Source organism: Micrococcus sp. 63XJN7_8_ISO-PGPR-S23-253, from assembly GCF_056173425.1.
In genome coordinates this window covers 2,409,151-2,428,961 of record NZ_CM149673.1, presented here as the reverse complement: position 1 = coordinate 2,428,961, position 19,811 = coordinate 2,409,151, and the positions used below count along the sequence as shown (strand labels likewise).

Genomic DNA, 19,811 nt, shown 5'->3' with positions numbered 1-19,811 from the left:
CAGGCCGCCGTCACCGCGCGGGACCTCAGGCGCGGGCCGCGGCCCCCCGCCGTCCGTGTCGGCGTCCGTGCATCACGAAGTAGTACCCGGCGGCGATCAGCAGCACACCCGCCAGGGCCGCGTACATGGCGCCGTAGCCGGCCGAGGCCACGAGCCCGCCGAGGAGCACGGGGCCCAGGCCCAGCCCCACGTCCGCGAACAGCATGAGGGTGGAGATGCCGGCGCCGAGCTGGTGGGAGGGCACCGCGTTCACGGCGATCGCCTGGGCCGCGGGCATGAGCGTGCCGTAGCCGAGGCCGCTCAGCGCCCCGGCCAGCACCACCTGCCAGTCGCGCGTGGCGAAGGCCAGCACCAGGAGCGCGGCCGTGAAGCAGAGGAGGGCGGGGTAGACGACGGCGTCGTCCCCCCGGCGGTCCTGCAGGGTGCCCAGGGTGAGGCGCATGACGAGCATCGCCGCGGCGTAGGCCAGGAAGAAGAGGCCGGCGCCGGCTGCGAGCCCGCGCTCCACCGAGTAGGCGTTCAGGTAGGTGAGGATCCCGGCGTAGCTCAGGCCCACCAGCAGCATGAAGCCGCTGATCGGCAGCACCGCCGGGTGCAGCACGGAGCGCAGGCGGAAGCCCACCGCGGGGGCGGGGTGCTCCAGGGGGACCTCGCCGGCGGCGCGCTCGCCGTCGACACCCGCAGCGGCGGGTGCCTCGCGCACCAGCAGGCCCAGCACGAGGCTGACCACCGTGATCCCCAGAGTCACCCGGAACAGCCACGCGTAGCCGATGGAGCCGGCGAGGAACAGCCCCAGGGCGGGTCCGATCGCGGTGGCCAGGGTGGTGCCCAGCGCGAGGTGGCCGGTGGCCTCCGCGCGTCGCCCGTCGGGGATGGCCGCCTGGGCCAGGGCCATGACGGCGGTGCTCGCGAAGGCGTAGCTGGCGCCGTGGAGCATGCGCACCGCCACGAGGGCCGGCAGCGAGGAGGCGACGAGGTAGAGCGTGCAGGACAGCGCGACGGCGACCAGGGCCACCACCAGGACGCGGCGCTTGCCGAAGCGGTCCACCACGTGGCCGGTGACCACGCGGCTGAGGGTGGCGCCGATGACGAAGGCGCTCGAGGCCAGCCCCGCCCCGGCGTCCGAGGCGGCGAACTGCCGGACCGCGTACACGGCCATGGTGGTGACGAGGGCGTAGAACGCGAGGAACTGGAGGAAGGAGACCACCCAGGCGAGGACGAAAGTGGGGGAGGCGATGCGTTCCTGCTCGGCGATTTGCATGATGCAAAAGGTAGCATTGTTTGCATGATGCAATCATCTGAGGGGGCGTGGGCCGACCCGGTCCGCGGGATCATGTACGAGCACATGCTCCTGCTGCGGGTGGCCACGCAGGGGGTGGCCCCCTACGGCCGGTCGAGCGCGCTGGAACGCAGCGCCACCGTGCTGCTCGCCCGCCTGGAGGCGGGCGGGGCCATGAGCGTCGCCGAGCTGGCCGACGCCTTCGACCTCGACGTCTCTACCGTCCACCGGCAGGTGGCCGCCGCCATGAAGGCCGGCCTCGTCGAGCGGGTGGCGGACCCCGACGGCGGCTCCGCCCGGCTGCACCGCCCCACGGAGGAGGGGCGCGCCCGCCTCGCCGCGGAGCTGAGCTCCCGCGCGGACAACGTGGCGCAGATCGTCGCCTCCTGGCCCGCGGAGGACGTCGTCGAGTTCAGCAGGCTCCTGCGTCGATTCAACGAGGGGGCGGAGGAGCGCCGGGGCCACCCGTGGCCCCGGCCGCAGACGGGCCCCGGTGCGGAGGACCCCCGGCCCTGAGCACCGCGCCCGCCCTCAGGCGCGACGGATGCGGGAGGCCAGCGCGGCCGACTCCGCCGGGTCCAGCACAGCCGCCGGATGCGGCCCCGCCGCGGCGAGGCGTTCCGTGCAACCGGCCTCTCCCAGCGGCGCCCCCGCGGCCAGCACGACGTTGCCCCAGTCCAGGCGCTCCAGCATCCCCCGGTCCGCGAGCGTCCACGGGCCGGGCACCCCGGCCTCGGCGGCCGCCTCCTCGAGGGCGCCCAGCTCGGCGCCCAGGAAACGCAGGCCGGCGTCGTCGCCGATGTTCACCAGCAGCACCCCGCCCGCCGTCAGCAGCTCGAGCAGCTCCCCGTAGAACACGGCGCCGCGCAGGTGCTCGGCGCCCTCCTCGCCGGTGCCGATGTCCAGCACGACGGCGTCGAACCGCTCCCCGTCCATCGCGAGGTCGACGGCGGCCAGGCGCGCGTCCGCGACCACGGAGACGAGGTCCGTGCCCGCCGGCAGGGGCAGCTCGGCGAGCACGAAGGACACGAGCTCCCGGTCCAGGTCGACCACCGTCTGCTCCGAGCCGGGCCGGGTCGCCTGGAGGTAGCGCGGCAGGGTCAGCGCGCCCGCGCCGAGGTGCAGGACCCGCACCGGCGCGCCCGTCGGGGAGGCTGCGTCGAGCACGTGGGCCATGCGGCGCAGGTACTCGTAGCGGATGCGCGCGGGGTCGGCCAGGTCCACGTGGGACTGGACGGCCCCGCCGATCTCCAGGACGAACCCGCCGAACTCGTCAGGGGTGATGCGGGCGTCCACGCCCGACGTGGACAGGTGGACGGTGTGGCCGGAGGGGGAGGGCTGGGCGGGCATGCCCCCAGCATCCCACCCCTGAGCACGACGGCCGGATCAGTCAGGCCGCCCCCGCTCTCACCGTCGACGGCGCCGACCGGTGCCGCGACTGCCTGCGCACCCGGCGCCAGAAGGACATCCCCGTGCTCGTGTTCCCCGACGGCGACCACCAGGTGGAGCCGACCAACGAGGAGACCGCGGCCAAGCTCACCGCATCGGGCCTGATCTGAGGTCAGGGGCCACGCGGCCCCGGCACAGGAACCGCGGCGTGGACGCCAGACCCAGGACCAGACCGCACAGGATCACGGCCGCGCCCATGTCCTGCGCGGGGCGGACACCGTTATCGTGTCCGCTGGGTCGTTACTGTGAGGATGGTGAACACTCGCCGAGTGTTCGCTTCCTATCGCTGGAGGCCGACCGCCTCCCCTCGTCGAAGGAGAGCGCCATGCTCCGTCCTCGTCTTGCCCGCCCCACCGCACTCCTGACCGCTGGCCTTGCCGCGCTCGCCCTGCTCACCGGATGCTCCGTCGATGGGGACGCCGCAGCCGGGTCGTCCGCCGGCTCGCCCTCCGCCGCATCGTCCTCGAGTGGGGCGTCCTCGTCTGGCCGGGTCTCCGACGGCGCGGCGCCCTCCTCGTCCCGCGCGGCCGGCTCGTCGTCTGCGGTTGCGAGCGCCAGCCGTGCCGTGGAGTCCTCGCAGGCGGCCGAGGCCAGCCGTGCCGCTGCCGCCTCGAGGGAGGCCGAGAAGTCCGCCGCGGCCGCCGCAGCCGAGGCGTCCCGATCCGCCGAGGCCGAGGCCGAGGCCGTGGCGGAAGCGGAGCGTGAGGCGGAGGCATCGGCCGAAGTCGAAGTGGCGGCCGCCGAGGAGGAGTCGGCCGCGTCGGCGGGTGGCGACGGGCTGTCAGCGGAGGGACAGCAGGCCGTGCGACAGGCGCAGTCGTATCTGAGCTTCACCGCCTTCTCCCGGAGCGGCCTGATCGATCAGCTCGAGTTCGAGGGTTTCTCGAACGCCGACGCCACAGCGGCCGTGGACAGCCTGGACGTGGACTACGCGGCGCAGGCTGTGAAGCAAGCCCAGTCGTACCTGACTCACACGGCGTTCTCACGGACCGGTCTGATCGACCAGCTCGAGTTCGAGGGCTACTCGAATGCTGACGCGACGGCCGCCGTCGACGGCCTGGGCATCGACTACAACGAGCAGGCCGCGAAGCAGGCCCAGTCGTACCTGAGCCACTCCGCGTTCTCCCGTGCCGGTCTCATCGACCAGCTCATGTTCGAGGGCTACTCCGCCTCCCAGGCCGAGTACGGCGTCAATGCCGCCGGACTGTGAGTCCGGGTCGGCGGGCCGGGCACCCGGCCCGGTCCGCCGACCCTCTCGACGACGGTGTGGGAAGGTCTAGCGTGACGGCATGGAGCACATCGACGAGACCGCCCTGCCCGCCCCTGAGGACCGCGTCGTGTCCGCGACCCGTCACGTCGACGCGCCGGCCGGCGTCGTCTTCGAGCTGATCGCGGACCCCTCCCGCCAGCCCGAGTGGGACGGCAACGACAACCTGGCCGAGGCCGCCCCCGGGCAGCGGGTGACCGCCGTCGGGGACGTGTTCGTCATGACCCTGCAGAAGGGCGTGGACCGCGCGAACCACGTGGTCGAGTTCGAGGAGGGCCGCCGCATCGCCTGGAAGCCCTCCGAGGTCGGCGGGGAGCCGTTCGGCCAGCTGTGGCGGTGGGAGGTCGAGGGCGACGACGAGGGCGGCTGCCGCGTCACCCACACCTATGACTGGACCGCCCTCACCGACCCGAAACGCGTCCAGAAGGCGCTGCGGACCGGCGAAGAGCAGCTCCGCGCGTCGATCGACCGGCTCGCGGAGCTGGCCGAGCGCCAGGGCTGAGGGCAGGCGCCGCCCGCCGCCGTCGCGCGCCCCGCGCCGCCGTCAGCGGTTGAGTCGCTCGCCGGTCTCGGCGTGGAACAGGTGCACGCGCTCCGGGTCCGGGACCACGTGCACCACGGACCCCTTCTCCGGCGCCGTGTAGCCCACCGTCCGCAGGGTGATGAGCCGCTCCTCGCCGCCGATCGTCGCGTGACCGTACACGTACGCGTCCGCCCCGAGCTCCTCCACGGTGTCCACCTCCACGGGCAGGCCGGCGGTGTCGTCGCTGACCACCAGGTTCTCGGGGCGCACGCCGAGGTCCACCGCCGTGCCGGCGTCGGCCAGATCCTCCCGCGGCACGGGGATGACCGTCTCGCCCCAGTGCACGCCCTCGTGCGTGGCGGGCATGCGGAAGATGTTCATGGCGGGGGAGCCGATGAACCCGGCGACGAACACGTTCATCGGGCGCTCGTAGAGGTTGCGCGGCGTGTCCACCTGCTGGAGGCGGCCCTCCTTGAGGACCGCCACCCGGTCGCCCATGGTCATGGCCTCGGTCTGGTCATGGGTCACGTACACGGTGGTGGTGCCCAGACGGCGGGTCAGGTTGGCGATCTGGGCGCGGGTCTGCACGCGCAGCTTCGCGTCCAGGTTGGAGAGCGGCTCGTCCATGAGGAACACCTGCGGGTCGCGCACGATCGCCCGGCCCATGGCCACGCGCTGACGCTGGCCCCCGGAGAGGGCCTTCGGCTTGCGGTCCAGGTACTCGGTCAGGTCCAGCAGCTTCGCGGCGTCCTCGACGCGGCGGCGCCGCTCGTCCGCGGGGACGCCGGCGATCTTCAGGGCGAAGCCCATGTTGTCCGCCACGGTCATGTGCGGGTACAGGGCGTAGTTCTGGAACACCATCGCGATGTCCCGGTCCTTGGGGTCCACGTCGGTGACGTCCCGGTCGCCGATCAGGATGCTGCCGTGGGAGAGCTCCTCGAGGCCGGCGAGCATGCGCAGGGAGGTGGACTTGCCGCAGCCGGAGGGGCCCACGAGCACGAGGAACTCGCCGTCGGCGATCTCCAGGTCGAGGGAGTCGACGGCGGGGCGGGGGGAGCCGGGGTACTGGCGGCTGGCGGAGCGGAAGGTCACGGAGGCCATGGTGGGGTTCCTTTCACGGGCAGGTACGTGCCCGACGGTCCGAGGTGAAGGAGAGGGGTGGGTGAGGGTCGGGGCTGACGGTCTACGGCGGCGCGGTGCTCGCCCTCGGCCGCAGGGCCAGGTGGTGCATGATCCGGTGGGGGTGGGCGGCGCCGTCGAGGGCGCCGAGCGCCAGGCGGACGGCGCGGCGGCCCTGCTCGAGCGGGTTCTGGTCCACGGTGCTGATGCCCAGGCGGGCGGCCTCGGGGTGGCCGTCCAGGCCCATCACGGACACGTCCTCGGGCACACGCAGCCCCAGGGAGTGGGCTGCCATCCAGGTGCCCATGGCCATCTCGTCCGAGATGCACATGACCGCCGTCGGCCGGCGCCGCGGGTCGGCGAGGAGGGCGCGCGCCTGGTGGTAGGTGCCGCCGATGGTGAAGTCCGCGGGCACCATCCAGTCGGCCGGCGTGCGCACCCCGGTGGCGGCGAGGGCGTGCAGGAACCCGCGGGTGCGCTCGGTGCTGACCTGGAACTCGATGTCCTCGTCCACGCGGCCCACGTAGGCGATGTCCCGGTGTCCGAGCTCCAGCAGGTGCTCGGTGGCCATCCGGGCGGCGCGGGCGTGGTCCACCTGGACCGCGGTGAACCAGTCGGGCAGGGTCTCGCCCGCCGGCAGGCGGCCACCGATGGCGATCACGGGCCGGCCGAGGCGTTCGAGTCCGGCGAACTCGAACACGCTCAGCCGGAACGAGAGGGTGATCAGGGCGTCCAGCCGCCGCCGGGGCAGCAGGTCGGAGATGACCGTGGATCGACGTTCCGGGTCCTGGCCGACGTCGTAGAGCGTGAGGTCGTACCCGTGCCGCACGAGCTCGTCCGCGGCGCCCTCGAGCACGGCGGCGAAGAACCACCGGTGGACGGAGGGGGTCACCAGCCCGATGTTGCGGGTGCGGCCCGAGGCGAGCGAAGAAGCGGCGGAGTCCGCCACGTAGCCGAGCGTGGCGACGGCCTCCTGGACTCGGGTGCGCGTGGCGGCCGCCACGGGGCCGGAGCCGGTGAGGGCGCGGGAGGCGGTGGCGGTGGAGACCCCGGCCATGCGGGCGACGTCCTTGATGCCGACCATCGGCGGTCCTCCTCCCGGTTCATGGGGTTCTGCGGCGGGGCGGGTGCACGACGGCGGCGGGCCGGGGTCGATGCGTGGCACCAGAGTACGGCACGGCAGGCGCGGTGGTGGAAGCGCTTCCATTCCGGTTTCAGCCGGTCCTGACCTCCGCCCCCACTCCCGCATGCCCGTGTTCATGCGGGAGTGCACCTCTGTGTGGCGCATCACAGTGGAAGCGTTTACACTCCTGGGGACTGACTCCTTCAGCCGACGGGGGCAGGCGCCGTCTCACCACGGGCCCACGTCGGCGACGCAACGGCCGGCGCATGCCGCGGGCCACCCCTCGTGAAAGGCACATCATGCAGTCGACGACGACCGGCGGCCTCTTCCGCCGCCCGCTCAGCCTGACCCTCACCGCGGCGTTCTCCGCCCTCGCGCTCACCGCGTGCGGCGGCGGCTCCTCCGCCCCGGCGTCCTCCTCCCCGGCCGGCGCCACCGAGCAGGGCACGGCCACCGCGTCCCCGAGCCAGGACCTCTCCGAGGCCGGCGCCAGCACCATCACCATGTGGGTGGACCAGAACCGCCAGGAGCCGCTGCAGGCCGTGGCGGAGGACTTCAAGGAGGACACCGGGATCACGGTGGAGCTCGTGGTCAAGGACAACTCCACGATGAAGGACGACTTCATCACCCAGAACCCCACGGGCGAGGGCCCGGACGTGATCGTCGGCGCCCACGACTGGATCGGCTCGCTCGTGCAGAACGGCACCATCGAGCCCCTTGAGCTGGGCGAGAGAGCCGGCGACTTCGTGGAGTCCTCCGTGCAGGCCGTCACCTATGAGGGTCAGACCTGGGGCGTGCCGTACTCCGTGGAGAACATCGCCATCCTGCGCAACACCGAGCTGGCCGAGTCCACCCCGGCCTCCTTCGACGAGATGATCGCGGAGGGCCGGAAGGCCGTCGACGCCGGCGAGGCCGAGTACCCGTTCGTGGTGGGCCTGGACGCCGTCAACGGCGACCCGTACCACTTGTACCCGTTCCAGACCTCCATGGGCGCCCCCGTGTTCAAGCAGGCCGAGGACGGCTCGTACGACACCGGCTCGCTGGCCATGGGCGGGCCCGAGGGTGAGGCCTTCGCCGAGAAGCTGGCCGAGTACGGCGAGTCCGGGGTGCTGAACCCGAACATGACCGCGGACATCGCCAAGGAGCAGTTCAACTCCGGCAACGCGGCCTACTTCATCACCGGCCCGTGGAACATCGAGGAGGCCGAGGCGGCCGGCGTCGACTTCGAGGTCGAGGCCATCCCGTCCATGGGCGACCAGCCGGCGCAGCCGTTCGTGGGCGTCAACGCCTTCTTCGTCTCCTCAGAGTCCGAGAACCAGCTGGCCGCGAATGAGTTCGTGGTCAACTACCTCTCCACCGAGGCGGCCCAGGACGCGCTCTTCGCCGAGGGCAAGCGTCCCCCGGCGCTGACCGCCTCCTTCGACAAGGCGGCCTCGGACGAGACCGTGAAGGCGTTCGGCGAGATCGGCGAGAACGGCGTCCCCATGCCGGCGGCCCCCGAGATGGGCGCGGTGTTCGAGTTCTGGGGCGGCGCCGAGATGAGCATCATCAAGGGCGAGGGCGACCCGGTCCAGACCTGGCAGAAGATGATCTCCGACATCGAGGGCCGCATCGGCCAGTGATCCGGCGCGGTCCACCTCCGGCGTCCCCGCGGGGACGCCGGAGGCGGACCGTGGCCCTGCGCCCTCGGGGCGCGCATCCCCCCCTTCCACGGCAGGCCCTCGGGCCGGATGAGGAACCATGAGCCCGTCTTCCACCGCGTCGGACCGGTCCGACGCCGCCACCGCCGCCCTCGACGACGCCGCGCGCCGCACCGGCCCGGGCCGCCGTCGTCGGGCGGACGCCCGGGGTACCGAGGGCCTCGGCGGCACGCTGGCCAAGATCGTCCTGCTGGGCCTCGTGGACGCCTTCGCGGCGTTCCTGCTGTTCCAGCTCGCGGCCGCGGGGGACTGGGTGGTGTTCGCGCTGACCCTGGCGGTCACGATCGGCATCAACTGGATCTACCTGCGCCGCGGCGGCCTGCCGGCCAAGTACCTCGCCCCCGGCCTGTTCTTCCTGATGCTGTTCCAGGTGTTCGTGGTGGTCTACTCCTCCTACGTTGCCTTCACGAACTACGGCGCCGGGCACAACTCGGACAAGGCCGCGGCGATCGAGATCATCCAGCGCTCCTCCTCCATCCGCGTGCCGGACTCCCCGGTATACGACATCACGGTGCTGGAGGAGGGCGGCGACCTCTACCTGCTGACCCTGCGGGACGGGGAGCCCGTCCTCGGCGGCGCGGACCAGGCGCTGGAGCCGGTCGAGGCTCAGATCCAGGACGGGGAGCCGGTGGGGGTGGAGGGGTACACCACCCTGCGGTTCGGCGACCTGCTGCAGCGTCAGGACCAGGTCACCCGCCTGAAGGTCCCGCTGAGCGACGACGCCGCCGACGGCACCCTGGAGACGCGCGACGGCTCCCGCGGGTACGTGTACGCGCCGCGTCTGGAGTACGACGAGGCCCGGGACACCTTCACGGACCTCGAGAGCGGCGTGGAGTACCGGGACAACGGCGAGGGCCAGTTCCAGGCGGACGACGGCAGCACGCTGCAGACCGGCTGGCGGGTGTTCGTCGGCCTGGACAACTTCACGCGCGCGTTCACCGACCCCGAGCTGCGCGACCCGCTCGTGCGGGTCACCGTGTGGACCTTCGCCTTCGCGTTCCTGAGCGTGGCCACGACGTTCGCCGTCGGGCTGCTGCTGGCGATCGCCTTCAACCGCTCGGACATGCGCGGCAAGAAGGTCTACCGGGTGATGATGATCCTGCCGTACGCGTTCCCGGCGTTCCTGTCCGGCCTCGTGTGGGCCGGCCTGCTCAACCCGGAGTTCGGCTTCGTCAACACCGTGTTCTTCGGCGGCGCGGACATCCCGTGGCTCACCGACCCGTGGCTGGCCCGGCTGTCGGTGCTCGTGGTGAACCTGTGGCTGGGCTTCCCCTACATGTTCCTGGTGACCACGGGCGCCCTGCAGTCCCTGCCCGAGGACGTGGACGAGGCGGCCCGCATGGACGGCGCCGGCCCGTGGCGCATCTTCCGCTCCATCAAGCTGCCCCTGCTGCTGGTCTCGGTGGCGCCGCTGCTGATCTCCTCGTTCGCGTTCAACTTCAACAACTTCAACATCATCTACATGCTGACCGGCGGCGGACCGCGGTTCCCCGACGCGGGCTCGAACATCGGCGCCACGGACCTGCTGATCACGGTCGTCTACAAGACGGCGTTCAGCGGGGTGGGGCGCGACTACGGCCTGGCCTCCGCCCTGTCCATCGTGATCTTCCTGATCGTGGCGACCATCTCGGCGATCAGCTTCCGGCAGACCAAGGCGCTCGAGGAGATCGACAAGTGAGCATCCCCCAGGATTCCGGCCGGCCCCGGCCGGACGCCCCCGAGGCGGGCGTCCCGACCTCGCCCCTTGCCGCCGCCCTGGCGCAGCAGGAGACGGACCCGCTGCGCTGGGAGGAGGACCCGGCCCCGCCACGACGCCGCCGCTCGTTCGGCCGGTGGATGCGGGAGCTGGGCTGGCGCCACGCGGTGGGCGTGCTGGCCAGCGCGTTCGCACTGTTCCCGCTGCTGTACGTGCTGTCCGCGTCGCTCGACCCGACTGGCACGATGGCAAGCTCGAACCGGCTGTTCTCCTCGTTGAGCGGGCAGAACTACGTGGACCTGTTCAGCGATCCGAACCGGCCCTTCGGCCGCTGGTTCCTCAACACGATGGTGATCGGCGTCATCACGTCCGTGATGACGGTGTTCCTCGGCGCCCTGGCCGCCTACGCGTTCTCCCGGATGCGGTTCACGGGCCGCCGCGTGGGGCTGCTGACGCTGCTGCTGGTGCAGATGTTCCCGCAGCTGCTCGCGGTGGTGGCGATCTTCCTGCTGCTGACCTACATCGGCAACCTGGTGCCCGTCCTGGGCATCGGCTCGCAGCTCGGCCTCATCCTCGTGTACCTGGGCGGCGCGCTCGGGGTGAACACGTACCTGATGTATGGGTTCTTCAACACCATCCCGCCGTCGCTGGACGAGGCCGCCAAGCTCGACGGCGCCTCGCACGCGCGGATCTTCTTCTCGATCATCCTGCGCCTGGTGACCCCCATCCTCGCGGTGGTGGCCCTGCTGTCCTTCATCACCACGGTCTCGGAGTTCGTGATCGCCTCCGTGGTGCTCACGGACCCGTCCGCGCAGACGCTCGCGGTGGGCCTCTACGGCTACGTCTCGGAGACCCGCTCTGAGAACTGGGGCGTGTTCGCGGCCGGCGCCGTGCTGGCGGCCCTGCCCGTGATGGCGCTGTTCCTGTTCCTGCAGCGGTACATCGTCTCCGGCCTCACGGCCGGCGGCGTGAAGGGCTGAGCCGACGACGACGGCGGTGGGAGGGGCGCCCCTCCCGCCTCACGGCAGCGCCAGCCGGGACACCTTCTTCCACGCGGAGCCCACCTGCCGCAGCAGCGGCCCGGTCGTGTACGGCAGGCCGTAGCGGGCGCAGATCTCGCGGAGCCGATCATCTGGCGCACGTACCCGTCGCCGCGGGTCTGGCCCTCCACCATCTCCTCGGTGAACGTCTCCGCGCCCTCGGGGAAGTGGCCGCAGAAGATCACCGCGTGCGCCCAGATGTTGCGCCCGCCTCGGCATGGGCATGTCCGTGGTGATCGACCTCGGCGAGTTCATCTGGGCCTACATCGACGAGCTCTCCGCGGTGAGCGCCCAGGCCTACGCGGAGGCCCAGGCGGCACACGCGGGCGTCCTCGACGCCTCAGGGGACCGGGGGCGGGCAGCCCTGGCCGTGACGCGGCATGCGGGCCACGCTGGGCCGTACGAGCGGCGGGGATCGGCCCCGTCCGGATTCCGCCCGAGAGGACGACATGACCCACCACGAGAACCACGACCGCCAGGACCTGGCCGCCGGGGAGACCTATCTGATCCACGTCCTGGAGACCTCGGACCCGCCCGGCAACCCGGACCACTACCGGATCACCGACGCCGTGGAGGCCCACCACGAGGCCACCGGCTCCTACGACGTCGAGGCCGCCGGCATCGACGTCGCCCGTGACCTGCTCGCCCGCCACGCGAAGTGAGCGCGCGGACGGCGTGTCGTCTTCCCTGCGGGGGAGGCGGCGCGTCGTGGGTCGGTGGAGGCACGTCGCCCCAGGTCAGCGGCAGAGCCAGCGGCGCCGCCGACTGGACATCCAGGGTCTGGCCATGGTTTTCTCAGCAACGTCTGCCACGTCACATCCCCCTGTGGTGCGTTCCATCCTCCCCTTGAGACAACGAGGTCTGCCATGAAGAAGATCGTCACCGGCGCCACCCTGACCGCCGCCCTGGGTCTGTCCCTGTTCGCCGCCGCCCCCGCGACGGCCGTCGAGACGCCGAGCAACTGCAAGGACGTGTACGAGATGGGCTTCTCCCACGTGCCGCGTGGCCACGAGTGGTACAAGCCGAAGATGGACGGCGGCGGCGACGGCCTCGCCTGCGAGAACTCGGACGGCAAGTACAAGGGCCTGAAGCGCCTCGACAAGCCCGCCGTCAACGACTCGACGGGGTACCACGACCCGACTGACCAGGCCCTGCCGGACGCGGCCTACACCTACCCGGACTGCAAGGACGCCTACGCGGCCGGGGTCTTCAACATCCCCGCGACGCACCCGGACTACCACGATGACCTGGACTCCGATCAGGACGGCGTCGGCTGCGAGTACAACGTCGAGTACGGCGTGATCGTCGAGGGTCGCGAGCAGGCCGCCGCCGCAGAGATCGAGGCCATCAAGACCGGGGCCGTCGTGGAGACCGAGGACGAGTCCCAGGTGTCCGTGGTCCCCGTCGGCGCCGCCGAGACCGGTGTGGCCCCCGCCGCCGACCCCGCCGCCGCGTTCGCGGTGGGTGCCCTCGGCCTGGCCGGCGTTGCCGGTGCGGCCGTGCTGGTCCGCCGTCGCGCCCAGGCCTGAACCCGGACCGGATCCCCTCCGCTTCACGCATGATCCGGATCCGACCCGCCCGCCGCGGACGCCTTGTGGCGTCCGCGGCGGCGCTCTGCCTGCTGCTCACCGGATGCGCCGGCCAGGCCGCCTCGACCCCGGATCCCGCCGCGTCCGCCTCGGCCGCCCAGGCGCAGCGCTCCCGCGAGGCCCGCGCCGCCGAAGCCTCTGCCTCCCGGGCCGCCGCGTCGTCGTCGGCCGAGGCGGTCCGGGCGAGCGCGGCCGCGGAGAAGTCGGCCGCCGCAGAGGCGTCCGCGAAGGCCTCCCGTGCCGCGGCGTCGGCTGCGGCGGAGGAGGCGGCTGCCGAGGAGGCCGCCCGTGCGCAGGCCGAGGCCGAGGCCGCTGCGGCCCAGGCGGCCGCCGCGGAGGAGGCTGCTCGCGTCGCCGAAGAGGAACGCCTGGCGCAGGAGGCCGTCGTCGCCGAGGGCCTGGACGACTCCCCGCCGGTGTCCTTCACGATCCCCTCGATCGGGGCGGGCTCCGACCTGATGCGCCTGCTCCTGCGGGACGACGGCTCGCTCGCCGTCCCGCCCGCCGAGCCCGGCTCGCCCGCGGCCTGGTACGCGAACTCGCCCAGCCCGGGGCAGCGGGGCCCGGCGGTGCTGCTCGGCCACGTCAACGCCACGGACGGCTCCGCGGGCGTCTTCGCCCACCTGACCGACCTTGCGCCGGGGGACACGATCGAGGTGGAGCGCGAGGACGGCGCCGTGGCCGTGTTCGCGGTGGACCGCGGGGTCACGTACGGCAAGGACGAGTTCCCCACGGATGAGGTCTACGGGGACACCGACGTCCCCGAGCTGCGCCTGATCACGTGCGACGGTTACAACGCCTTCACGCGCGAGTTCGAGGAGAACCACATCGTCTACGCGACCCTCGTGGACGTCTACTGACCGGCTGCGGCGCCGGGCACCGCCCGCTCAGGCGTCCGCGTCCGTCCGCAGCTCGCCGCGCAGGTCCCCGCTCACCTCGGACCACGCCGCCCCGGCGGCCACGAGCTCCCGGCCGCGCGCCGCGTCGTCGTCCGCGTTGTAGGTGAGCACGCCGACCAGGCGGTCCTCCTCGTCCGTGTACCAGACCGTGAAGGAGCCGGGGCGCTCGACGACGCGGGCCGTGGCGTGGCCGTCGCCCCAGGCGCTGTGCTTGAGGAGGTGCTCGCCGATGGTGCTCCAGAACCCGGGCACCTGGTCCCAGCTCCGCAGCGTGTCCTCGTCGGCGTCGGCCTCGTGCGCGAGCGCCGAGCTCTGCCCGGCCGTGGCGTCCGGGACGGACACCGTCGTGACCGCGGCGTTCGCGCCGGCCACCTCGCCCATCGCCAGGGCGTCGCCCCAGTGCTCGACGACGATCGGCCGGTTCGCCACCGCGTGCCGGGCCCGGGAGACGTCCCCGGCCACCCACACGCCCGGAGCCGCGGCCAGGTGCTCGTCCGCCACGATCCGTCCCTCGTGGACGGTCAGCTCCGTGCCCTCGAGCAGACCGCCGCCGGGCTCCATGCCCACCGCGGCGAGGATGAGGTCCGGGGCGAGGGTGACGCCGTCGTCCAGGTGGATGGTCCGGGGGGCCTCGATGCCGCTCACCCGCACGCCCGTGCGCAGCGTGACGCCCGCGCCCGTCAGCCACTCGGCGATCCGCTCGCCGGCGGCGCGGCCCAGCCGCCTCTGTTGCGGCACCTCGTCCGGGGTGACCAGCGTGGTCTCCACCCCGCGCAGCGCCAGCGAGGCCGCCGCCTCACAGCCGATGAACCCGGACCCCACCACGACGGCGGAGCGCGCGTGCCCGGCCGACGTCACCAGGCGGCGGGCGTCGGCGAAGGACCGCAGCAGGTGCACCTCGGCATCGGCCTCGACGTCCGGCAGGGGGACCGGACGGGCGCCCAGGGCCAGGATGAGCCGCTCGAAGCGGATCGGCTCCTCGGCGGCCCACAGCGTCCGCGCACCCAGGTCCGCGCACGTGACGGTCACGCCCCGGCGCAGCTCGACGGCGTCCGGCAGCTCGTCCAGCACCGTCGGCTCGGGCTCGACGGTGCCGCGCAGCAGCTCCTTGGACAGCGGCGGACGCTCGTAGGGGTGGTCCACGTCCGAGGTGAGCATGAGGACGGGGCCGGGCCCCCCGGCGTCGACGTAGGCGCGGGCGGCGCTGACGCCGGCGGGGCCGCTGCCCACGATCACGAGCGGGTACGGGGTGGAGCTGTGCTGGGCCATACGGCCAGCATGCGCACCCGTCACGGGCGGGCGCCAGGGCCGACGGGCACCCCCGGCTCCGGCATACTGCCCGCATGGACCCCTCCCTGGTGTGGCTGCCGGCCGTCGTCGCGCTGGCCGCGATCACCGTGGGCGGCACGCTCCAGCGGGTGAGCGGGATGGGCGTCGGCATGATCGCCGCCCCCACTCTGTCCCTGCTCCTGGGCCCGGTGGCGGGGGTGACGCTGTCCAACGTGGCCGCCTCGGTGTCCGCGGTGCTGCTGTTCGCGGTGCTGCACAGGCATGTGGACTGGCCGCGCTTCGTCCGTCTCGCACCGTTGCTCGTGGCCGGCTCGTTCGCGGGGGCGTGGGCCGTGCGGGTCCTGGACGCCCACGCGCTCGAGATCCTCCTGGGGTCCTCCGTGCTGGTGGCCGTGGCCGCCGTCCTGGGCCTGCAGCAGCGCTTCACCGCCCAGGGGGACGGAGCCGTGTTCGCCTCCGGCGCCGTGGCCGGGTTCATGAACACCACCGCCGGCATCGCCGGTCCGGCGCTCGCGGTCTACGCGGTGGCGAGCCGGTGGGACCAGCGGTCGTGGGCGGCCACCCTCCAGCCCGTGTTCCTGCTGGCCAATCTCACCTCGCTGGTCACGAAGTCGCTGTTCGGCGCGGCCGTGCCCGCGGGGCTGCACGTGCCGTGGCCGGTGTGGGTCGCCGTGGTGGCGGGCGGTCCGCTGGGTGTCCTGCTCGGTTCAGTGGTGGCCCGCCGGGTGGACCCCGCGAAGGCGCGCGTCCTCGCGATCTGCCTGGCCGGCGTCGGGGGCACGGTGGCGCTGGTGCGCGGTGTGGCCGGCGCCCTGGGCTGAGGCGGGGCCGGCGCGCAGGCGTCAGGGCAGGAGGGAGCGCACGGCCGCGGCCAGCGTGTCCCGCACGTCGTCCACCGTCAGGTCCTCCGGGGCCAGGTGCCGCTCGACCGACAGCGTGTGCACGAGCATCAGGAGCATGGCCGCGGTGTGCGTGACCTGCTCGTCCGGGACGTCGGCCAGCACGCGGTGCTCGCGCAGCAGGCCGGCCAGGAAGTCCCGCCGCCGGACGGTCAGCGTCCGGTAGGCTCTCCCCACGGCGGGCTCGCGCAGGCCCACGGCCTGGAACTCGTGGAGGAGCAGGGGCCAGGAGCCCGTGGTCTCGAGCACGACGTCGGCCAGGGCCTCCGCCACGCGGGCCACCAGGTCCTCGCGCGGCAGGTCGGGGTCGTCCAGGGCGTCGGCGACGCCGTCCATGGCTCGGGTGGTCGCCCGCTCGAACTGGACGGTGCAGGCGGCGGCGAAGAGGTCCGGCTTCCCCGCGAAGCCGGAATAGACGGCGCCCTTGGTGTAGCCGGCCTCCGCCGCGATGCGGGCGAGGGAGGAGCGCGCGTAGCCCTCCCGTCCGAACACCCGGGCCGCGTGGTCGAGGATGGCCGCGCGGACATCCTCGCGGCGGGGTCGGGTGGCCATGTTGCTCTCTCGATGCCGATGGTATTGAATACCGATGGTATTGAATCCGCCTCGACTCGGCAAAGAGGGCCCATGTCTTCCACTCCCACCGACGCCGATCACCATGGCCCCGGGCCCGCCCCCGTCCCGGCGCACCTCGACGAGCTCCCGCCCGCCACCCTCGTGGCGCGCGGTCTGACCCTGCGCGGCGGTCGCGGGCCGGTGTTCGGCCCCCTCGACCTCGTGCTGCCCCCGCAGACCCACCTGGCCGTGCTCGGAACCCAGGGCTCGGGCCGCTCGGCCCTGCTGTTCGCCCTCACGGGGCGCCTGCAGGGCGTGCGGGGCGAGCTCGTGCTCACCGGCGGCCCCGTGGACGTCGCCCTGGACGGCCCGGAGCGGCCCGCCGCCCGTGCGTACCGGCCCCCGATCGACGCCGCGCGCCACCCGTACGCCCTCCGCGCCCGCACCGCCGTCGCCCACACCACCGACCTGGTGGAGCTCGAGCCGGCGCTGACCGCGGCCGAGGTCGTGGACGAGCGCTGCCTCGCCGACGGCGTGCGCCGCCGCGCCGGCCGCGCGCGCTTCGCCCTCCTCGCGGACGCGGTGAGGCTGAGCGTGGCGCCGGAGGCCGTCGTCGGGGAGCTGTCCGCACCCGAGCGCGCGCTGCTGGCCGCCGTCGTCGCCTGCCTGCGCCCGGCCCGCCTCGTCACCTTCGACGACGTGGACGCCACCCTGGCCCTCGATGAGCTGGTCGCGCTCCACGCGGCCCTGGACGTCCTCAAGGACCACGGCCACCCGTTCGCGGTGAGCGCCGTGGCCTCCGCGCCCGTGCCGCGCGACGCCGTCGTCCTCACCCTGCCCCCCGTCCGGGAGAACTGATGCTGTTCCGCTACGAGCTGCGACGCTTCCGCCGTGGCCTGCCCCTGCTCGCCCTGCTGTTCATCTTCCTCGTCCCCGCCATCTACGGCGCCCTCTACCTGTCCGCGAACTGGGACCCCTACGGGTCCATGGACCGTCTGCCGGTGGCGATCGTCAACGAGGACGAACCCGTCCAGCGCGGCGACACCACGCTGCGCACCGGCGCGGACATGACCGAACGCCTCAAGGACGACCGCGCCTTCGACTGGCGCGAGACCACGCGCGAAGAGGCCGAGGAGGGGCTGCGGGAGGGCCGGTACTACCTCGTCCTGGAGATCCCCGCCGAGCTCAGCCGTGACCTCGTCAGCCCCGAGGGCGGCGGGACACCGCAGCAGGCGCAGATCACCCTGCGCCGAGACGACGCCAACGGCTTCGTGATCGGCTCCGTCACGAACGCGAGCCAGGCCAAGGTCGAGGCCGCCGTGAACCGGTCCGCGATCGAGGCGTACTTCGAGGCCGTCTTCTCCAGCCTCGGCGAGCTGCGGTCGGGCATGGTGGACGCCGCCGACGGTGCCGCGCAGCTGGCCGACGGCACGGCCTCCGCGGAGGACGGCGCGAGCCAGCTGGAGGACGGGATCGTCCAGGCCCACGACGGCTCGGGCAAGCTGGCCGAGGGCGCGGGCCAGCTCGCCACGGGTGCGGGTGACCTCGCAGACGGCGCCGCCCAGGCCGACGACGGCGCCCAGCGACTCGCCGAGGGCGCCGCGTCCGCGCAGGACGGGGCCGGGCGCCTGGCCGACGGGCTCGACCAGGCGCGCGAGGGCTCCCAGGCCCTCGCTGACGGCGCCGGGCAGCTCGCCGAGAACGCCCCCGCCCTGCGCCAGGGCGCCACGGACCTCTCCGACGGGCTGGCCCAGCTGCAGACCGGATCGGCCGAGCTCACCGACGGCGCCACGCAGGTGGCCGACGGCACCCAGCAGCTCTACGACACGGTGATCCCCGGCCTGGACCAGGTGATCGAGCGGCAGGACGCGGTGGCCGCCGACGTCGCCGCGGTGGACGAGGACGTCCAGCGGGTCGCCGAGGTGGCCGGCACGGCCGAGGACGGCGCGGGCGCCCGCATCGCCGACGCGCAGGCCGCCCTGGCCGAGCTCGCCGAAGAGGACCCGACGCTCGCCGAGTCCGAGCAGTACGCCGCGCTCCAGGAGGCGCTCACCGGCGCGGACGAGCGGGTGACCGCCGTCGCCGGCCGCGCCGAGGAGGCCGCCGAGACCTCCGCGGCCGCCAACGAGCGCGTCCAGGGCTTCGTCGAGGACGACGTCGCCGCCTCCGCCAAGGCGGATCTGACGGACCTCAACGACGGCGCCCACGCCGTGGCCGCGGGCGCCGAGAAGCTGCAGGGCGGGATCGGCGAGGCGAAGGACGGGGCCGACTCCCTCGCCGACGGCGCCGGGAGGTTCGCGGACGGCCTCGAGCAGCTGGGCTCCGGCGCGACCGAGCTCGACGGCGGCCTGGCCCAGCTCCAGGACGGCGCCGGGGAGCTGCAGTCCGGCCTCGGCGAGCTGACGGACGGGGCGACCACCCTCGCCGAGGCCAACGCCGCGCTCCACGACGGGGCGCTGACCCTGCAGGACGGTGCGGGCCAGCTGGAGTCCGGCGCCACCGAGCTCGACGACGGCCTGGCCCAGCTCCAGGACGGCGCCGGGGAGCTGCACACCGGCCTCGGCACCCTCGACGACGGCGCCCACGAGCTCGCCTCCGGGCTCTCCGACGGCGTCGACCGCGTCCCCGCCCTGACCGAGGACGAGCGGGACGAGGCCGCCCTGGTGATGTCCCGGCCGGTGGAGGCCGTGATGCAGGTGGACAACTCCGCGGAGGTCTACGGGCGCGGCATGGCGCCGATGTTCTTCTCCATCGCGCTGTGGGTGTTCGGCATCGCCGCGTTCAACATCATGCGGCCCATCAGCGGGCGGCTGCTGGCCGGGCGCCGCAACCCGGTGGCGATCGCGCTGGCCGCGTGGCTGCCCGTGGGCATCGTGGCCGTGGGCGGCGGCCTGCTCATGCTCGCCGCGACGCTGCCGCTGGGCCTGGCCCCCGTGCACCCGGTGCGGGCCGTGGCCCTGACGGTGCTCGTGGCCGTGGTGTTCTCCCTCATCGCGCACCTGGTGCAGACGGCGCTCGGCACCCCCGGTTCGGCGGTGCTGCTGGTCCTGCTGATCCTGCAGCTGGCCTCCACCGGCGGCACCTACCCGGCCGAGGTGCTGCCCGGCTTCTTCCAGGCGCTGCACCCGTTCATGCCGATGAGCTACTCCATCGAGGCGTTCCGCAACGCGATCTCCGGCGGCCTGGACCAGCGCTTCTGGGTGCCGGTGGTCGTGCTGATGGGTGTCGGGGCGGCGGCGCTCGCCCTGGACGTGCTCGTGGTGCGGCGTCGGCGCCGGTTCCGCATGAAGGACCTGCACCCCGCGCTGCAGGCCTGAGCGGGGGCGGCCGCGTGTGGGGGCCGGGCGGGAGAGCGCCCGGTCACCCCGCGACGCGCGCCGCCCTGC

Annotated in this window: 18 protein-coding genes and 2 pseudogenes; 13 read left to right on the top strand and 7 right to left on the bottom strand. The window is 73.4% G+C overall.

The features are described from left to right. Positions 1-25: 25 nt before the first annotated feature. Complete coding sequence (locus AC0VX4_RS11220) at positions 26-1,261, bottom strand: MFS transporter (RefSeq protein WP_002855480.1); 1,236 nt, start codon at positions 1,259-1,261, stop codon at positions 26-28. A gap of 24 nt (positions 1,262-1,285) precedes the next feature. Here AC0VX4_RS11220 and AC0VX4_RS11215 point away from each other — a divergent pair, with 24 nt between their 5' ends. After that, positions 1,286-1,795, top strand: a complete 510-nt coding sequence (locus AC0VX4_RS11215) for a MarR family winged helix-turn-helix transcriptional regulator (RefSeq protein WP_002855479.1) — start codon at positions 1,286-1,288, stop codon at positions 1,793-1,795. Between the two features lie 15 nt (positions 1,796-1,810). On the opposite strand, the gene AC0VX4_RS11210 is transcribed toward AC0VX4_RS11215, so the two are convergent. After that, complete coding sequence (locus tag AC0VX4_RS11210; protein ID WP_002855478.1) at positions 1,811-2,629, bottom strand: spermidine synthase; 819 nt, start codon at positions 2,627-2,629, stop codon at positions 1,811-1,813. 424 nt (positions 2,630-3,053) lie between these two features. Between AC0VX4_RS11210 and AC0VX4_RS11205 the strand changes: the two genes are divergently transcribed. Both AC0VX4_RS11205 and AC0VX4_RS11200 read left to right on the top strand, forming a co-directional pair. Continuing rightward, positions 3,054-3,938, top strand: a complete 885-nt coding sequence (locus AC0VX4_RS11205) for an Ltp family lipoprotein (RefSeq protein ID WP_145033365.1) — start codon at positions 3,054-3,056, stop codon at positions 3,936-3,938. 79 nt (positions 3,939-4,017) lie between these two features. Further along, the gene (locus AC0VX4_RS11200) at positions 4,018-4,497 is read left to right on the top strand and encodes an SRPBCC family protein (RefSeq protein ID WP_049158918.1); all 480 of its coding nucleotides are present in this window, start codon (positions 4,018-4,020) and stop codon (positions 4,495-4,497) included. Positions 4,498-4,539: 42 nt separating this feature from the next. Here AC0VX4_RS11200 and AC0VX4_RS11195 read toward each other — a convergent pair whose 3' ends face one another. Both AC0VX4_RS11195 and AC0VX4_RS11190 read right to left on the bottom strand, forming a co-directional pair. Next, on the bottom strand, positions 4,540-5,619 hold the full coding sequence (locus AC0VX4_RS11195; RefSeq protein WP_136940586.1) for an ABC transporter ATP-binding protein: 1,080 nt from the start codon (positions 5,617-5,619) through the stop codon (positions 4,540-4,542). Between the two features lie 82 nt (positions 5,620-5,701). Continuing rightward, entirely contained in the window at positions 5,702-6,721 is a 1,020-nt protein-coding gene (locus AC0VX4_RS11190; protein ID WP_049158353.1) for a LacI family DNA-binding transcriptional regulator, read from the bottom strand. Positions 6,722-7,059: 338 nt separating this feature from the next. Between AC0VX4_RS11190 and AC0VX4_RS11185 the strand changes: the two genes are divergently transcribed. From AC0VX4_RS11185 to AC0VX4_RS11175, 3 genes are all read left to right on the top strand, one after another. Continuing rightward, on the top strand, positions 7,060-8,382 hold the full coding sequence (locus tag AC0VX4_RS11185) for a sugar ABC transporter substrate-binding protein (protein WP_044659341.1): 1,323 nt from the start codon (positions 7,060-7,062) through the stop codon (positions 8,380-8,382). 118 nt (positions 8,383-8,500) lie between these two features. Continuing rightward, on the top strand, positions 8,501-10,138 hold the full coding sequence (locus AC0VX4_RS11180) for an ABC transporter permease subunit (RefSeq protein WP_049158246.1): 1,638 nt from the start codon (positions 8,501-8,503) through the stop codon (positions 10,136-10,138). Positions 10,139-10,215: 77 nt separating this feature from the next. Further along, positions 10,216-11,136, top strand: a complete 921-nt coding sequence (locus AC0VX4_RS11175) for a sugar ABC transporter permease (RefSeq protein WP_049158252.1) — start codon at positions 10,216-10,218, stop codon at positions 11,134-11,136. 39 nt (positions 11,137-11,175) lie between these two features. Here the strand turns inward: AC0VX4_RS11175 and AC0VX4_RS11170 are convergent. Continuing rightward, positions 11,176-11,402 (bottom strand): annotated as a pseudogene (locus AC0VX4_RS11170) (acyl-CoA desaturase); the annotation flags it as partial. An 11-nt stretch (positions 11,403-11,413) separates the two neighbouring features. On the opposite strand from AC0VX4_RS11170, the pseudogene AC0VX4_RS11165 reads away from it, so the two are divergent. The 4 genes and pseudogenes from AC0VX4_RS11165 to AC0VX4_RS11150 form a co-directional block, all read left to right on the top strand. Further along, positions 11,414-11,476 (top strand): annotated as a pseudogene (locus tag AC0VX4_RS11165) (hypothetical protein); the annotation flags it as partial. Positions 11,477-11,645: 169 nt separating this feature from the next. After that, positions 11,646-11,858 carry a hypothetical protein gene (locus tag AC0VX4_RS11160; RefSeq protein WP_065572688.1) on the top strand — a complete coding sequence of 71 codons (213 nt, stop codon included), beginning with the start codon at positions 11,646-11,648 and terminating at the stop codon, positions 11,856-11,858. Positions 11,859-12,062: 204 nt separating this feature from the next. Continuing rightward, positions 12,063-12,725, top strand: a complete 663-nt coding sequence (locus tag AC0VX4_RS11155; protein WP_136940584.1) for an excalibur calcium-binding domain-containing protein — start codon at positions 12,063-12,065, stop codon at positions 12,723-12,725. 29 nt (positions 12,726-12,754) lie between these two features. Then, positions 12,755-13,645, top strand: coding sequence for a class F sortase (locus AC0VX4_RS11150; RefSeq protein ID WP_240755385.1), 891 nt, complete (start codon positions 12,755-12,757; stop codon positions 13,643-13,645). 27 nt (positions 13,646-13,672) lie between these two features. Here AC0VX4_RS11150 and AC0VX4_RS11145 read toward each other — a convergent pair whose 3' ends face one another. Further along, positions 13,673-14,953: an NAD(P)/FAD-dependent oxidoreductase gene (locus AC0VX4_RS11145; protein WP_475464395.1), complete on the bottom strand. Its 1,281-nt coding sequence runs from the start codon at positions 14,951-14,953 to the stop codon at positions 13,673-13,675. 74 nt (positions 14,954-15,027) lie between these two features. On the opposite strand from AC0VX4_RS11145, the gene AC0VX4_RS11140 reads away from it, so the two are divergent. After that, positions 15,028-15,795 carry a sulfite exporter TauE/SafE family protein gene (locus AC0VX4_RS11140; RefSeq protein ID WP_126860539.1) on the top strand — a complete coding sequence of 256 codons (768 nt, stop codon included), beginning with the start codon at positions 15,028-15,030 and terminating at the stop codon, positions 15,793-15,795. A gap of 21 nt (positions 15,796-15,816) precedes the next feature. Here the strand turns inward: AC0VX4_RS11140 and AC0VX4_RS11135 are convergent, their stop codons facing one another. Further along, positions 15,817-16,425, bottom strand: a complete 609-nt coding sequence (locus AC0VX4_RS11135; RefSeq protein WP_020624715.1) for a TetR/AcrR family transcriptional regulator — start codon at positions 16,423-16,425, stop codon at positions 15,817-15,819. Positions 16,426-16,497: 72 nt separating this feature from the next. Between AC0VX4_RS11135 and AC0VX4_RS11130 the strand changes: the two genes are divergently transcribed. Both AC0VX4_RS11130 and AC0VX4_RS11125 read left to right on the top strand, forming a co-directional pair. Beyond that, positions 16,498-17,283, top strand: a complete 786-nt coding sequence (locus AC0VX4_RS11130) for an ATP-binding cassette domain-containing protein (RefSeq protein WP_475464394.1) — start codon at positions 16,498-16,500, stop codon at positions 17,281-17,283. Then, positions 17,283-19,742 carry a YhgE/Pip family protein gene (locus tag AC0VX4_RS11125; protein ID WP_206399753.1) on the top strand — a complete coding sequence of 820 codons (2,460 nt, stop codon included), beginning with the start codon at positions 17,283-17,285 and terminating at the stop codon, positions 19,740-19,742. The genes AC0VX4_RS11130 and AC0VX4_RS11125 overlap by 1 nt, the downstream gene beginning before the upstream one ends. Positions 19,743-19,811 lie beyond the last annotated feature (69 nt).